Origin of the sequence: Ancylobacter sp. G4_0304 (assembly GCF_047501495.1) — a bacterium.
Classification (GTDB): Bacteria; Pseudomonadota; Alphaproteobacteria; order Rhizobiales; family Xanthobacteraceae; genus Ancylobacter.
Window position 1 is genome coordinate 1 of the sequence record NZ_JAZDRM010000060.1, and the last position, 13,762, is coordinate 13,762.

15 protein-coding genes are annotated in these 13,762 nt (G+C 65.7%); 2 read left to right on the plus strand and 13 right to left on the minus strand.

Annotated elements, in window-relative coordinates:
* Positions 1–131: 131 nt before the first annotated feature.
* Positions 132–875, plus strand: a complete 744-nt coding sequence (hutC, locus tag VRZ77_RS21010) for a histidine utilization repressor (protein WP_414594520.1) — start codon at positions 132–134, stop codon at positions 873–875.
* 4 nt (positions 876–879) lie between these two features.
* On the opposite strand, the gene VRZ77_RS21015 is transcribed toward hutC, so the two are convergent.
* The 5 genes from VRZ77_RS21015 to VRZ77_RS21035 all read right to left on the minus strand — a co-directional run bounded on the left by VRZ77_RS21015 (position 880) and on the right by VRZ77_RS21035 (position 4,798).
* The gene (locus VRZ77_RS21015) at positions 880–1,434 is read right to left on the minus strand and encodes a VOC family protein (protein ID WP_414594521.1); all 555 of its coding nucleotides are present in this window, start codon (positions 1,432–1,434) and stop codon (positions 880–882) included.
* Positions 1,435–1,585: 151 nt separating this feature from the next.
* Positions 1,586–2,437, minus strand: coding sequence for a transporter substrate-binding domain-containing protein (locus VRZ77_RS21020; protein ID WP_414594522.1), 852 nt, complete (start codon positions 2,435–2,437; stop codon positions 1,586–1,588).
* Positions 2,438–2,578: 141 nt separating this feature from the next.
* Positions 2,579–3,421, minus strand: a complete 843-nt coding sequence (locus tag VRZ77_RS21025) for an amino acid ABC transporter ATP-binding protein (RefSeq protein WP_414594523.1) — start codon at positions 3,419–3,421, stop codon at positions 2,579–2,581.
* Positions 3,422–3,470: 49 nt separating this feature from the next.
* Entirely contained in the window at positions 3,471–4,142 is a 672-nt protein-coding gene (locus VRZ77_RS21030) for an amino acid ABC transporter permease (RefSeq protein ID WP_414594524.1), read from the minus strand.
* Complete coding sequence (locus tag VRZ77_RS21035) at positions 4,139–4,798, minus strand: amino acid ABC transporter permease (RefSeq protein ID WP_414594525.1); 660 nt, start codon at positions 4,796–4,798, stop codon at positions 4,139–4,141. The genes VRZ77_RS21030 and VRZ77_RS21035 overlap by 4 nt, the downstream gene beginning before the upstream one ends.
* 329 nt (positions 4,799–5,127) lie before the next feature.
* Between VRZ77_RS21035 and speB the strand changes: the two genes are divergently transcribed.
* Entirely contained in the window at positions 5,128–6,003 is an 876-nt protein-coding gene (gene speB / locus VRZ77_RS21040; RefSeq protein WP_414594534.1) for an agmatinase, read from the plus strand.
* An 8-nt stretch (positions 6,004–6,011) separates the two neighbouring features.
* On the opposite strand, the gene VRZ77_RS21045 is transcribed toward speB, so the two are convergent.
* The 8 genes from VRZ77_RS21045 to VRZ77_RS21080 all read right to left on the minus strand — a co-directional run bounded on the left by VRZ77_RS21045 (position 6,012) and on the right by VRZ77_RS21080 (position 13,485).
* Entirely contained in the window at positions 6,012–6,302 is a 291-nt protein-coding gene (locus tag VRZ77_RS21045; protein WP_414594526.1) for an antibiotic biosynthesis monooxygenase family protein, read from the minus strand.
* Between the two features lie 43 nt (positions 6,303–6,345).
* Positions 6,346–7,260: an SMP-30/gluconolactonase/LRE family protein gene (locus tag VRZ77_RS21050; protein WP_414594527.1), complete on the minus strand. Its 915-nt coding sequence runs from the start codon at positions 7,258–7,260 to the stop codon at positions 6,346–6,348.
* 28 nt (positions 7,261–7,288) lie between these two features.
* Positions 7,289–8,281, minus strand: a complete 993-nt coding sequence (locus VRZ77_RS21055) for a substrate-binding domain-containing protein (RefSeq protein ID WP_414594528.1) — start codon at positions 8,279–8,281, stop codon at positions 7,289–7,291.
* A gap of 90 nt (positions 8,282–8,371) precedes the next feature.
* A complete protein-coding gene (locus VRZ77_RS21060) occupies positions 8,372–9,169 on the minus strand; it encodes an NAD-dependent epimerase/dehydratase family protein (RefSeq protein ID WP_414594529.1) in 798 nt (265 codons plus the stop codon).
* Between the two features lie 31 nt (positions 9,170–9,200).
* A complete protein-coding gene (locus tag VRZ77_RS21065; protein WP_414594530.1) occupies positions 9,201–10,310 on the minus strand; it encodes an ABC transporter ATP-binding protein in 1,110 nt (369 codons plus the stop codon).
* Between the two features lie 36 nt (positions 10,311–10,346).
* Positions 10,347–11,213 carry a carbohydrate ABC transporter permease gene (locus VRZ77_RS21070; protein ID WP_414594531.1) on the minus strand — a complete coding sequence of 289 codons (867 nt, stop codon included), beginning with the start codon at positions 11,211–11,213 and terminating at the stop codon, positions 10,347–10,349.
* Positions 11,210–12,106, minus strand: a complete 897-nt coding sequence (locus VRZ77_RS21075) for a carbohydrate ABC transporter permease (protein WP_414594532.1) — start codon at positions 12,104–12,106, stop codon at positions 11,210–11,212. The genes VRZ77_RS21070 and VRZ77_RS21075 overlap by 4 nt, the downstream gene beginning before the upstream one ends.
* 74 nt (positions 12,107–12,180) lie before the next feature.
* Entirely contained in the window at positions 12,181–13,485 is a 1,305-nt protein-coding gene (locus tag VRZ77_RS21080) for an ABC transporter substrate-binding protein (protein WP_414594533.1), read from the minus strand.
* Positions 13,486–13,762 lie beyond the last annotated feature (277 nt).

Sequence of the window (13,762 nt, forward strand, 5' to 3'; positions counted from 1 at the left end):
CTGCGCCGCCATGCAGCTCATGCGGGGCGCCCGCGCACTAAGATAATGTATATACATATTTATCCGATGCACCTATAGTTGTGCGGCAGGCGCCCAAGGCGCGACATACATGCATCGGAGAGCGTTCCGGCGTGGCAGCATCCGCGACACTCAAGGCGACCGCCGAGGCGGGCCTGACGCTTCACCAGCGCATTCGCGCGGATATCGAGAGCCGTATCCTCTCGGGCGAATGGCCGCCCGGCCACCGCATCCCGTTCGAGCACGAGCTCATGGCGCAGTATGGCTGCGCGCGCATGACCGTGAACAAGGTCATCGCCGGCCTCGCGGCGGCGGGGCTGATCGAGCGTCGGCGCCGCGCTGGCTCCTTCGTCGCCCAGCCGCGCATCCATTCGGCGGTGCTCCAGATACCGGACATCCAGATCGAGATCGCCGCGCGGGGCGAGAGCTATGGCTATGAGCTGATCCATTGCCGGCGCCGGCTGGCCAACGCCGACGATCCGCTGGAATCCGCCCTCGCCGACGGCGCGGACGTGCTGGACATCCGCTGCCGCCATTTTTCCGGCGGTCGTCCGCTGGCGATCGAGGAGCGGCTGATCGGCCTGTCGGTGGTGCCGGAGGCCGCGGAGGCGGACTTCTCCACCGTGCCCCCCGGCACCTGGTTGCTCAACCACGTGCCGTGGACCGAAGCGGAACACCGCATCAGCGCGCTCAACGCCACGGCGCGGATGGCCGAAGGCCTGTCCCTCGCCAAGGGCGCAGCCTGCCTGTGCCTGGAACGGCGCACCTGGCGCGCCGGCGCCACCATCACCTATGTGCGCCAGATCTTCCGCGGCGACCTCTACGACCTCGTCGCCCGCTTCTCCCCGCAGGGGTGAGGCGCTAACCCGCCGCGCGTGCGACGCGGTGGGAGTCGAGCGCGGCCTCTAGGCGCGGGGCAAGGTCCGCCGGCGCGACGTCCTCGATCCGCGTCATGACCCGCCAGACATGGCCGAACGGATCATGGAACTGCACCAGCCGGTCGCCCCAATAGGTCTCCTCCGGCACGCTGTCCGGACGGGTCGGCGTGGCGCCCCTCGCCAGCGCACGAGCGTAGACCGCCTCGACATCCTCGACATAGAGCACCATGAATGCCGAGGCTGCCCCAGCCGAGAGCGGCGAGCGCGGCCAGTCGGGGCGCGGCGCCTCGCGCCAGCGCGGATTCTCCCGGCACAGCATCAGATAAGTCCCGGCGAGCCGCAGTTCGGTCGAATCGGCGACGGACGAAGGCGCCTCGACCGGATTCGGCGCGAAGCTGCGCACCACCTCCTCGGCACCCAATACGTCGCGATAGAAATCCGCGGCTGCCGCCACATCGTTGACGATCAGCGTCAGTCCGAACTGCCCTGCCTGTTGCCGGCCGATGATCGCCATGGTGTTGCCCTCCTCCTGGATCACGCGACATTGCCCGTCGCTCGGCCGGGCTTCAAGCGGAATGTTCTTTAAATGTTCTATTCGAGTCACCGCCTGAAACCGCCCCCTGAATCAAAAACTCCCGGGGCACCTGTGTGCTCCGGGAGTTGTCCTTGGTCCGCCGTGGCGGAAAGGCTCAGAAGCTGGCCTCGGTGACGTGGTCGGGGGTCTTCATCGCGGTGCCGAACCACTTCTCCTGCAGCTTGCCGAGCGTGCCGTCGTTCTTCGCCTTGATGATCACGGCGTCCACCGCGTCCATCAGCGACTGCGCATCCGGTGCCTTGGTACCGATGAAGCCGAAATAGACCGGCTTGCCGAAGGGCGGCTGCACCACCTCGAACACGTCGGGCTTCTGCTTGGCGAGATAGGCGATGTTCGGAAGCGAGTTCGCCACCGCGACGATGCGGCCGGCGCCGAGGTCGGCATAGGACTGGCTGAAGTCGACATATTCCTGGATGGTCGGCGCGCTCGGCAGCGTCTTGGCGAATTCCTGGAGCTGGGCGAGCTGGGCGGTCGCCTTGGCGCTGCCGACCTTCTTGCCGGCGATGTCTTCCGGCTTGGTGATCGAGGCGTCGCCCTTCTTCTTCAGGATCGCGACGGTGGCGTCGGCGATCGGGGTCGAGAAACGATAGCGCTCCATGCGCGCCTTGGTGATGGTGGCGGGACCGGCCACCATGTCGAACTTGCCGGCCTCAAGGCCCGGCAGCACGCTCGGCCACGGCAGGTCGAGGAAGGTGATCTTGACGCCGAGCTCCTTGCCGATCAGCTCGAACAGCTCCTTGTTGAGGCCGGCCTGCTTGCCATCCTCGATGAAGTCGAACGGCGCGAATTGCAGCTCGGTGCCGACGGTGAGTTCGCCCTTGGCCTTGACCTTGGCGAGCAGGTCCTCGGCCTTGGCGGCGCCGGCGAAAGCCAGCGAGGCCGCGACGCCGAGCGCGGCGAGCCGGAGGGTACGGGTGACGGCGGAACGCCGGCTGATCATGCGCATTGGTTGGTCTCCTGTTCCCATCCGGGCGCTTCGGAAGCCTCTCGGACCGCCGGCGCCTTGTCGATTAAATCTAGACATAACTCCGAGTGCCGCGCAACGCGCCATGCCGCAAACGCAGGCAAACTTCACAGACAGAAGAGGTCACACGGCGGGCGCGTCGGCCGGCGTCTCGTCGCCCGACTGCCAGAAGACGTTACGCTCGAAATAGTTCTGCAGGAACTGGCGCAGCCGCGGATTGTCATTGTCGCGAAACACCTGCTCGGGCGAGCCGCTCACGGCGATCACGCCGCGGTCGATGAACACCACCTTGTCGGCCACCTGCGCGGCGAAGCCCATCTCGTGGGTCACCACCGCCATGGTCATGCCCTCGCGCGCGAGGTCGCGCATCACCTGCAGCACCTCGCCCACCAGCTCCGGGTCGAGCGCCGAGGTCGGCTCGTCGAACAGCATGATGTGCGGCTCCATGGCGAGCGCGCGGGCAATGCCGACGCGCTGCTGCTGGCCGCCGGAAAGCTGGCTGGGATAGGCATCCGCCCGCGCGGAGAGCCCCACCTTGTCGAGCATGGCCCGTGCGCGCTTCGCGGCATCCTCGCGCGGTATGCCCCGCGCCAGCCGCAGCGGCGCCGCGACGTTCTCCAGCGCCGTCATGTGCGGCCACAGATTGAACTGCTGGAACACGAAGCCGACATTGCGCCGCACCCGCGCCACCTCGGCGTCGGAGACCCGCCGGCGCTTCCCGTCCTCCAGCGAGAAGCCGAGCAGTTCGCCCTCGATGTAGATTTCGCCGTCGCTGTACTCCTCCAGGAAGGCGATGCAGCGCAGCAGCGTCGACTTGCCCGAGCCCGAGGGCCCGATGATGCAGGTGACCTCCGATTTCTGGATCGACAGGTCGATGCCCTTCAGCACCTCCACCGTTCCGAAGCGCTTCCACACGCCCTTCACATCGATGATCGGGCGGCCCGTTGCGGCCATCTGTGCGCTCATGTGGCGGTCCCTTTCGCGAAGTCCGTGCGGCGAAGTCCGTGTGGCAACGTCAGTGCTGATTGCGCAGCGTGAAGCGGCCGACGCGCTTTTCAAGGCGCCGGGCGAGAGCGGTGACGATTTCCAGGAAGGCCCAGTACACCACCGCCAGGAACAGCAGCGTCTCGGCGAAGGCGAAGGTGGTGGAGCCGATCGACTGCACCACCGAGGTCATCTCGTTGACCGTGATCACCGAGAGCACGGCGGTCTCCTTGGAGAGCAGCACCGTCATGTTCGCCAGCGCCGGCAGGATGATGACCAGCATCTGCGGCAATTGCACATGGCGGATGATGTTTATCCGCGAAATGCCCATCATCCGCGCCGCCTCGATCTGGCCAGGCGGCACCGACAGGAAGCCGGCGCGGAAGATTTCCGAAAAATACGCCCCGCCATAGAGCGCCAGCCCGCCGACACCGGCCACCAGCGGCGTCAGGTCGAGCCCGAAGAAAGGGCCGCCATAATAGATGACGAAGAGCTGGATCAGGAACGGCGTGCCGCGCATCACCGAGACATAGAAGGTCAGCGGCGCGGCGAGCCAGCGATTGGTGAAGAGCTGGAGGACCGCCACGGCGAGGCCGATCGCCAGCCCGATCGCGGTGCCCACGACCCAGATGAAGATGGTCAGCAGCATGCCGTCCAGCAGCAGCGGCCAGTTGTCGGTGAGGATGGCGAGGTTGAACGTCATGCCGCCTTCTCCGCGCGGAAGCGCCGCTCGGCGAGCGAGCCGACAAAGGTGATCGCGGCGTTGATCACGAAATAGATCACGCCGGCGGTGAGGTAGATTTCCAGCGGCTGGAAGGTCGAGGTGGCGATGTTCTGGGCGAGCCGGGTGAGTTCCAGCACGCCGACGACCGAGATCAGCGAGGAGGCCTTCACCATCATCGTGGTCTCGTTCACCAGCGAGGGCAGCGTGAAGCGCACCGCCATCGGCACCTCGATCCGCGTCAGTATCTGCGCGCGCGAGAGGCCGACCATGCGCGCGGCCTCGATCAGCCCGGCGGGAATGCCGAGAAAGCCGCCGCGCAGGATTTCCGCGATATAGGCGCCGGTGCACAGCGCGAGCGTGCCCACAGCCGCGACCGACGAGGGCACGTTGATGCCGATCAGCGGCAGGCAGTAATAGGAGAGCAGAAGCTGCACCAGCAGCGGGACGCCGCGAAAGAAGCTGACGTAAAAAGCGGCAATGCCGCGCAGCGCCGGCGATTGCGACAGCCCGGCGGCGCACATCAGCGTGCCGATGCAGAAGCCGATGGCGACCGAGGCCAGCGAATAGACGATCGTCCACACGGAGGCCCCGAGCAGCAGGGGCAAGGATTTCAGCGCGACGTCGATACTGAACATGCGGTTGTCTCTGTGTCCCCCACCCGGCCAGTGCCTCGCCGCGGCGGCGGGGCATTGTCCGCTCCTGCACGTCGCCCGCAAGCGCCGCGCACAGCCGCGCGGTCCTCTGCAAGTTCCCGCCAGACACGCCGCCACAGGGAGAGGCGTGAGTAACACGGCAAATATGTATAGACAATATTACGTCACGGATTGACAGGCCGGGCTTTCCCGCCGACCACTTGGGGGTTCTTTCGCGAAGGATACGCCTTGTGACCAAGACCACCCCGATCGAGCATTACCAGCCCGTCGATTCCGGCATCACCCCGCGTTTTTCCGGCATCCCCACTTTCATGCGGCTGCCGCAGGCGAGCCCGGAAGAGGTGGATATCGCGCTGGTCGGCGTGCCGTTCGACGGCGGCACCACCAATCGCCCCGGCCCGCGCCACGGGCCGCGCGAATTGCGCAACCAGTCCAGCCTGATGCGACGCGTACACCACGTCACCGGCCTGTCGCCCTATGATGTCGCACGCATCGCCGATTGCGGCGACGCCCCGGTCAACCCCATCGACCTGATGGATTCGCTCGCGAAGATCGAGGGTTTCTTCGACGGCATCCGCCACGCCGGCGCGCTCCCGCTGGCGGCCGGCGGCGACCATCTGGTCTCGCTGCCGATCCTGCGCGGTCTGGTGAAGGACAGCCCGGTGGGCATGATCCATTTCGATGCCCACACCGACACCTATGACAGCTTCTTCGGCGACAACCGCTACACGCACGGCACCCCGTTCCGGCGCGCCATCGAGGAGGGTCTGCTCGACCCCAGACGCGTGATCCAGATCGGCCTGCGCGGCGCGATCTCCGACGCCACCAATTACGACTGGGCGCGCGAGGCCGGCATCCGGCTGCTGTTCATCGAGGAATTCACTGATCGTGGCGTGAAGGACGTGATGGCGGAAGCCCGCGCTCTGGTCGGCGACCGGCCGACCTATGTCTCGTTCGACATCGACGTGATCGATCCCTCGCAGGCGCCGGGCACCGGCACGCCGGAAATCGGGGGCGTCTCCACCCGCGAGGCGCAACAGATGGTCCGGCTGCTCGACGGGCTGAACATCATCGGCGCCGACGTGGTCGAGGTCTCCCCGCCCTTCGACCCGTCCGGCCTCACCGCGCTGACCGGCGCGACCATCATGTTCGAGCTGCTCTGCGTGCTGGCGGGGAGATTCCGGTAGCTTTCGCGTCAGAACCCTTCGACCGCGACCGCTACATGCTCGACGCGCGGCGGGGCGGCGAAGTGGGGGCCGGCGAGCCGCCGCCATTCCTGGAAATCCGCCGATTCGCGGAAATGCACCATGTGGTCCTCGACGGTCTCCCAGCCGACCACGAGCCGGTAGAAGGAAGGCCGCTCGATCACCCGCTCCAGCTTCAGGCTGTTGGCGCGCTTGAACAGCGGCGCCGCCTCGGCCACAGCGGCCTCCAGCGCCGCTTCCGCGCCCGGCTTCGCCTCGATCTCGGCAATCTCGAAAATCATGGTCTCTCGCTCCTGTGGCGGCGGGCGGAAAGCCCGTGCCGGTTCAGCTATGCGAATACATCAGGCGCCCCGGCGTGGGCACCCTCGCCTTCAGAATCTGCCCGGTTTCGGATTCGGTGATGTAGAGCGAACGAAGGTCATCCCCGCCATAGGCCAGATTAGTGGTGGCGAGGCCCGCGCAGGATGTCACCCGCGCCACCGGCTCGCCGATCGCGTTGACGATCCAGACGCTGCCGAGGCCGAGATGGGCGATGGCGAGGCCGCCATTCTGGTCGATGGCAAGGCCGTCCGGCCCATTGCCGCCCGATAGCCGGACATAGGCGCCGACCTTGAACGCCGCGCCGGCCTGGTTCATCGGCACCCGCCACACCGCATTGTCGCGGGTGACGTTCACGAACACGATGTCCTCGTCGAGATTGAGCACGAGGCCGTTCGGGCTGGGAATGCCCTGCACCAGCATGTCGAGCCGCCCGTCGGCCTTGAGCCGATAGAGTCGGCCGCTCGGGTCCTGGAAACCGGTCAGCCCCTGATCGGTGAAATAGAGGTCGCCATTGGAGGCGAAGAACAGGTCGTTCACCCCTTTGAACGGCCCGAACTCGGAAGCCTGCACCACCGGCTCGACCGTGCCGCGCTCGGGGTCGAGCAGCAGGATGCCATGGCGGAAATCGGCGACGAAGATGCGCCCGTCGCGGTGAATCTTCAGCCCGTTCGGCTCGCCGTCATACTCGATGACCAGCGTGAATTCGCCGGCCGGCGAGATACGGAAGATGCGTCCCCAGGCGACATCGACGACATAGAGATTGCCGGCCCGGTCGAAGGACGGGCCTTCGAGGAACACCGGCGTCGGACGCCCGCCGCGCTGCACCTGCGCCCATTTCGAGCTGCGGCCATGGATGCGGAAATGCTCGGGAACGCGCGCAAAGATTTCGGTCTCGACGACGGGAGGCGGTGCATACATGAAAGAGGTCACCCGGTAGGAGGACGGATCAGCCCTTGCGCGGCGGCGCGGTGGTGTCGCGCACCATCAGGCCGACGGGGATTTCGATGGTCGGCGGCGCCGGCTCACCGGCCAGCCGCGCCAGCAGATATTCGGCGGTGCGCACGCCGATCTCGCGCGCGGGAACGTGCAGCGTGGTCAGCGCGGGCCGGATCTGCGAGGCGAAGTCGAGATCGTCGAAGCCGGCGATGGAGAGATCCTGCGGCACGCGGATGCCCTGCCGCGCGCACTCGATCAGCGCGCCGAAGGCCAGCATGTCGTTGCCGCAATAGACCGCCGTGGGCGGGTTCGGTGTGCCTAGAAGCGCGCGGAGCGCGAGTTGCCCCTCGACGATGCGGTAAGGCCGCTCGATGAGCGCCTCCTGGCCCAGCGTCAGCCCGCGATCGGCGAGTACGCGGCGCATGCCTTCGAGGCGGCCCCGCGCGCGGTCATTGTCGCGGGTGATGCCGGCGATGGCGCCGATCCGCGTATGGCCGAGATCGAGCAGATGGGTCGCGATCCGCCCCGCCGCCTCCACATTGTCGAAGCCGACGCTCGGCACTTCCGTCGACAGCACCCAGGTCACGACGAAGGGAATGTTGCGCTGCTTGAGGAACTCGATGGTCTCCGGGTCGTGCTCGGCGCCGACCAGCATCATGCCGAGCGCGCCATGGGCGACCATCGCCATCACCTTTTCGAGCTCGTTCTTGCGGTCATAGCCGCTGCTGGCGAGCACGAAGCCGTAGCCCGACTCGCGCAGGCGACTCTGCATCGCCTCCGCGCCGGCGGCGAAATTGGGGTTCTCCAGATGCGGGATGATCGCCCCGATCACCGGGAGCTGGCGCGACAGCGCCGTCCGCGCCCCGCCCTGCGGCACATAGCCGAGCCGGGTGGCGGCAGCCTCAATGCTGCTCTTGACCTCGGGAGCGACCGGCCCGGTGCCGTTCAGCGCACGCGAAACCGTCGCGCCGGAGACACCGACCGCCCGCGCGATGTCCTCCACGCGAACTCGACCTGAAGGCGTACGCTTGGGCCGCACTCGTGGTTCTCCCGTCAATTCCGCACCGACCTTGGAGGAAGCGCGGAAGCCGTGTCAATCAATGAACAGGCCATGCTCGCCAAGGCCCCAGGCGCAATACCATCCGCCGTGGAAGGGCTTGGCCCCCTCCAGTTCCGGCGCGCCGGTGGCGATCACCTCGTCGGCGTAGTCCTCGGCATTGTCGCGCGGGCGATAGCCCAGGACCGCCGCGTCGCGGTTGTCCCAGATCGAGCGCGTATTGGCGGACATGCCATAGGCGACGACATAATGCAGCAGCGGCGCCTCGATCGAGCAGCGCAGCAGCTCCACCATGTCGCGCGGACTGATCCACACAGACAGGTGCCGAACGTCCATCGGCTTGGGCCGATAGGCGCCTATGCGCAGGCTCACCACGCTCAGCCCGTATTTGTCGGCGTAAAGCCGCCCCAGCGCCTCGCCGGTCACCTTGCTGACGCCGTAGAAGCTGTCCGGCCGCGGCAGCGCGTCGCCGTCCAGCACATGGGCGCGGCGATGATAGCCCACCGCATGGTGGCTGGAGGCGTAGACCACGCGGCGCACGCCGGCCCGCCGCGCCGCCTCGAACACGTTGTAGGTACCGACGATGTTCGCCGGCAGCACCTGTTCCCAGGCATTGCTCTCCGGCTCCACCGACATGCCGGCGAGATGCACGACGCAGTCGATGCCCTGCATCGCAGCTTCCAACGCAGCGAGGTCACAGATGTCGGCCGTGACGCACTCCTCGCCCGGCCCGGCCGGCGAGACATCCACCATGTCGGTGAGCCGCAGCAGCTTATAGCGGCCGGCAAGCTGGCTCCGCGCCTCCCTGCCGATGCCCCCTGCGGCGCCCGTCATCAATACGCGCATACGGGTGTTCCCTCTCGTCTCAGGCCGCCAGCGCGCCGCTCAGCGACGGCGCGCGCAGCGCCAGCTGGGTGTCGGCGTCGAAGAAGTGCATGCGGTCGGCCGGGATCGAGACCGTCACCTTTTCATGCAGCCGGATCGGCGCGTCGGGCGCGACGCGGGCCACGGTGAAGGCCGCATTACCCATCTTCAGGTCGAGGTGCATTTCCGAGCCGAGCTGCTCGATCACGTCGACCGAACCTTCGAGCTGGTTGCCGTGCGAACCGAGCGCGATGTGCTCGGGGCGGATGCCGACCATGACCTCGCGGCCGGCATGGCCGCGCAGGGCCGCCCGGTTGCGCTCGCCCACCGAGAGCGCGACGCCCTCGACCATCACCTTCTCGCCCGCCGCGTCCAGCTTGCCCTTGAACACGTTCATGGCCGGCGCGCCGATGAAGCCGGCGACGAACAGGTTGGCGGGGTCGTTATACACCTGCAGCGGCGTGCCGACCTGCTGGATGAGCCCGTCCTTCATGATCACCACGATATCGCCGAGGGTCATGGCCTCGACCTGGTCGTGGGTTACATAGACCGAGGTCGCCGGCACGCGCTCGCGCAGGCGCTTCAGCTCGATGCGCATCTGCGCGCGCAGCTTGGCATCGAGGTTGGACAGCGGCTCGTCGAACAGGAACACCTGCGGGTGCCGCACGATGCAGCGCCCGAGCGCCACGCGCTGCTGCTGGCCACCGGAAAGCTGCTTGGGCCGGCGCTGCAGCAGCGGCTCGATGCTGAGGATCGAGGCGGCATGAGCGATCTTCTCGGCAATCTTGGCCTCGCTTTCCTTGCGGTTGCGCAGGCCGAAGGCGAGATTGTCGTAGACCGTCATGTGCTGGTAGAGCGCGTAGTTCTGGAACACCATCGCGATATCGCGATCCTTGGGCGGCAGGTCGTTCACGACCCGCCCCCCGATGCTGATCGTGCCACCGCTGATTTCTTCGAGGCCGGCGATCATGCGCAGCGTGGTGGACTTGCCGCAGCCGGACGGGCCGACCAGAACGGCAAAGGCGCCATCGGGGATCGTCAGATCGATGCTGCGCACCGCGGCCATGCCACCATAGCTCTTGACGAGCTGGTTAAGAACGACTTCCGCCATCGGAAAACTCCAGAATTCGCAACGAGGTGCGCGTGATCAGATCTTCAGGCCGGTGATGACGTATTTCTGGCCGAAGAAGGTGATGAGCAGGGCCGGGCCAAGCGCCATGACGGCGGTGGCGCTCATGAGGTTCCACTCGATGCCGAGTTCGTGGACGAACTGCGCCATCACCACGGTGAGCACCGGGGTCTGGTGGCTGGTGAGCAGCAGCGCGAACAGGAACTCGTTCCAGGTCCACAGCCAGCACAGCACGGCGAGCGCCGCGAGGCCCGGCACGGCGGAGGGCAGCGCCACCCGGACGAAGGCGCCCCAGCGGGTGCAGCCATCGATCAGCGCCGCATATTCCATCGACGGGTCGATGCCGTCGAAGAAGCCCTTCATCAGCCACGAGAAGAAGCAGATATGCACGGCGATGTGGGGCAGCAGCAGGCCGAGATAGGTGTCGTAGACACCCAGATTCTGCGTCAGGATGTACAGCGGCAGCACCCAGGAGATGTAAGGCACGCAGCGGAACACGTAGATGATCGAGAACCAGCCGCTGGCGATCGGACCGCGGAAGCGCGAAAGCATGTAGCCCGAGGTCACGGTGATGCCGAGCGAGAGCACGGTCGCCAGCGTGGCGATGATCGCGCTGTTGATATAGGCCTTGATCACGATGCGGTTCTCGAAAACCTCGAAGAAGTTGTCGAGGGTGAACTCCGTGCCGCGATGCACGTAGAACATGCCGGAGGCCGGGCGCAGCGAGGTCAGGACCAGCCACAGCACCGGGAAGGCGATGATGAAGCCGACGCCGATGACGAAGAGGTAGAAGAAGGCCCGGCGCGCGCCCGGCGCCATCAGGCTGAAGAAGCCGCGCTCGGGTTTGGCAATGGGGGTTCGCGTGTCGAGGGTGGCGACGGTCATTTCGATACCTCCACGGCACGGTTGAGCAGCCGGTAGAGCACCAGGCCGAAGATCACGATCACGACGCCGCCGACGAGCGCGGCCGCGGAGCCCTTGCCGAAATTCATGCGCTGGAAGGCTTCGACATAGGCGTAGATGCTGAACATCTCGGTGGTGCGGGCCGGGCCGCCGCCGGAGATGACCCAGACCTGATCGAACACGCGGAACGCGTCGATCGAGCGGATGACGACGCACACCACGATCACCGGGCGCAGCATCGGCAGGGTGAGCGAGCGGAACACGCGCCACGGGCCGGCGGCGTCGATGGCGGCCGCCTCGAACGGCTCTTTCGGCAGGCTCTGCAGGCCGGCGAGCAGGAGAACCGCGAACCAGGGCGTCCACAGCCACACATCGGCGAGCACGATCACCATCATCGTGGTCCAGCGATAGGCGAGCCAGGCCACGGGCGACAGGCCGATGCTCTCCAGCACCACGTTCACGATGCCGAACTGGTCGTTGAACATCCAGCGCATCATGATCGAGGCGATTACCGGGGCGACCATCAGCGGCAGCAGGATGATGGTGCGCACCACGGACTGGCCGACGAAGCTGCGGTTGAGCAGCAGCGCGAGCCCAAGACCGAAGGTCAGCGACAGCGAGACGCTGAGCACCAGAAACAGCAGGGTGTTGGGAATGGCGAGCCCGAAGAACGCCGGGTCGGTGATGACCTCGATATAGTGCTTGAGGCCGACCCAGGTCTTTTTGGGGTCGTACAGGGTCCAGTCCCGGAACGAGGCATTGGCGCCCAGTATGATCGGAACCACCTGAAATAGCGCCATGGTGACGGCGGCCGGCGCGATAAGCGCCAGCATGAAGCGCTCCTTCTCACCGAAGAACGAGGCAAGGCGTCTCATATCGTGCTGTCCCTGAGGGGAAAGGGAGGCGGAAGCCATTCGCGGCTTCCGCCCAGTTCGGGCCTCGAAGAGGATCAGTTCGTCCGGGCCGCAGCGGCATGGATGGCGGGTGCGGCCGCTTCCAGCTTCTTCGGGATATCCTCGCGCGAGCCGTTCAGCGCGCCGACCACACCGTCATTGTAGGCCTTGTGGATCGCGGGCCATTCCGGCGTGTAGTAGCCGCCGGCGATGACCTTCATGACCTTGAACACCACTTCGTCGGCGCGGCGGAACAGCGGGTCGGTTTCAGCCAGCGTCTTCCACACTTCGGTGTTCGGAGGCGGACCACCGGTCGCCTTCCACAGCTCGATCTGGCCTTCCTTGTCGAGCAGCATGGCGCCGAGCATCTTCTTGGCGGCCTCCTTGCGCTCGGCGGGCACGCCCTTCGGGATCGCCCAGCCCCAGATGTCGTTCCACGCCACCGGCTCGGTGCGGGACGGACCAAGCGGCAGGAAGCCGATATTGATCTTGCCGGAGACCTTGGACTTCTTGGGGTCGTTGAACTGGCCGTAAAGGGTGAGGTCGGCCACGGTGAAGGCGGCGTCACCGGCCTGGAAGATCGCGTTGGCGTCGTTGCGGGTGTAGGAGATCATCGCCGGCGGGCTGATCTTGGTCTTGTTGATGGCATCCCACCAATATTCGACCACCTGCTGCGAGCACTTGTCGGCGATCATCGGCTTCCAGCCATTGGCGGCCAGCACCTTGTTGTCGCGCTCGTAAGCGGGGGCGAGCACGTCGCAATTGTTCGTCCAGTTGGCCCAGAACCAGCTGAACCAGCTGTGGTTCATCGCCATGGAGCCGACGAAGCCCCACTTCACCTTGCCGTCCTGCTGCAGCTTCTGGGAGATGGTGGAGAGCTCGTCCCAGGTCTTGGGCAGGTGCGCCTCGTCGACGAGGTCGGTGCGGTAGTAGAACACGCCGAAAGTATGGGCCATCGGCACCACGGTCGGCTTGCCGTCGTCGTTGAGGAACGCGACGTCGACGGTCTGCTTCAGCACGGTGTCCATGCCGGGCACGTCATTGGTCGGCGTCAGCCAGTTCTTCCAGAGCTGGCCCCAGTCGTCATTGTGCCAGATGATGTCGTACTGATCGCCGCCCGAGGTCAGGGTGGCGGTGACCTTCTCCATGAAGATCTCGTAGGCCATCGGAATCTTGACGATGGTCACGCCGTTCTTCTCGGCCCATTTCTCCATGATGGCGATGGAAGCTTCCTGGATCGGATGCTTCATGTAGCCGATCTTGATCTCGACGGCCGAGGCGGCGGTCGACGCCATTAGTGCGCTGATACCCATCGCACCGGCAGCCACCACCGCACGGAGCTGCGCTGTCCAGCCCTTCATTGTCTTCTCCCTAAATGTGGGCGACGAGCACCCTTTTTATGATTGCGCTTACATTATTTCAGTCAATTTCCATCCGTCAAGTACAGCGTGTTAATTTTTTATCGTTATAAAACAATAACTTAGATATTGTATCTGAATGTAAATTTTACAACCATTGACAATACACGCCCGATCGCCCGGCGATTTATGTATTCAGACAGCACACGGTGCACTTTGTATACCAGAAAGCCCTTCGGAGCCCTCCATTGCGCAGCGCCGAAGCACCGCCCCTTACTCG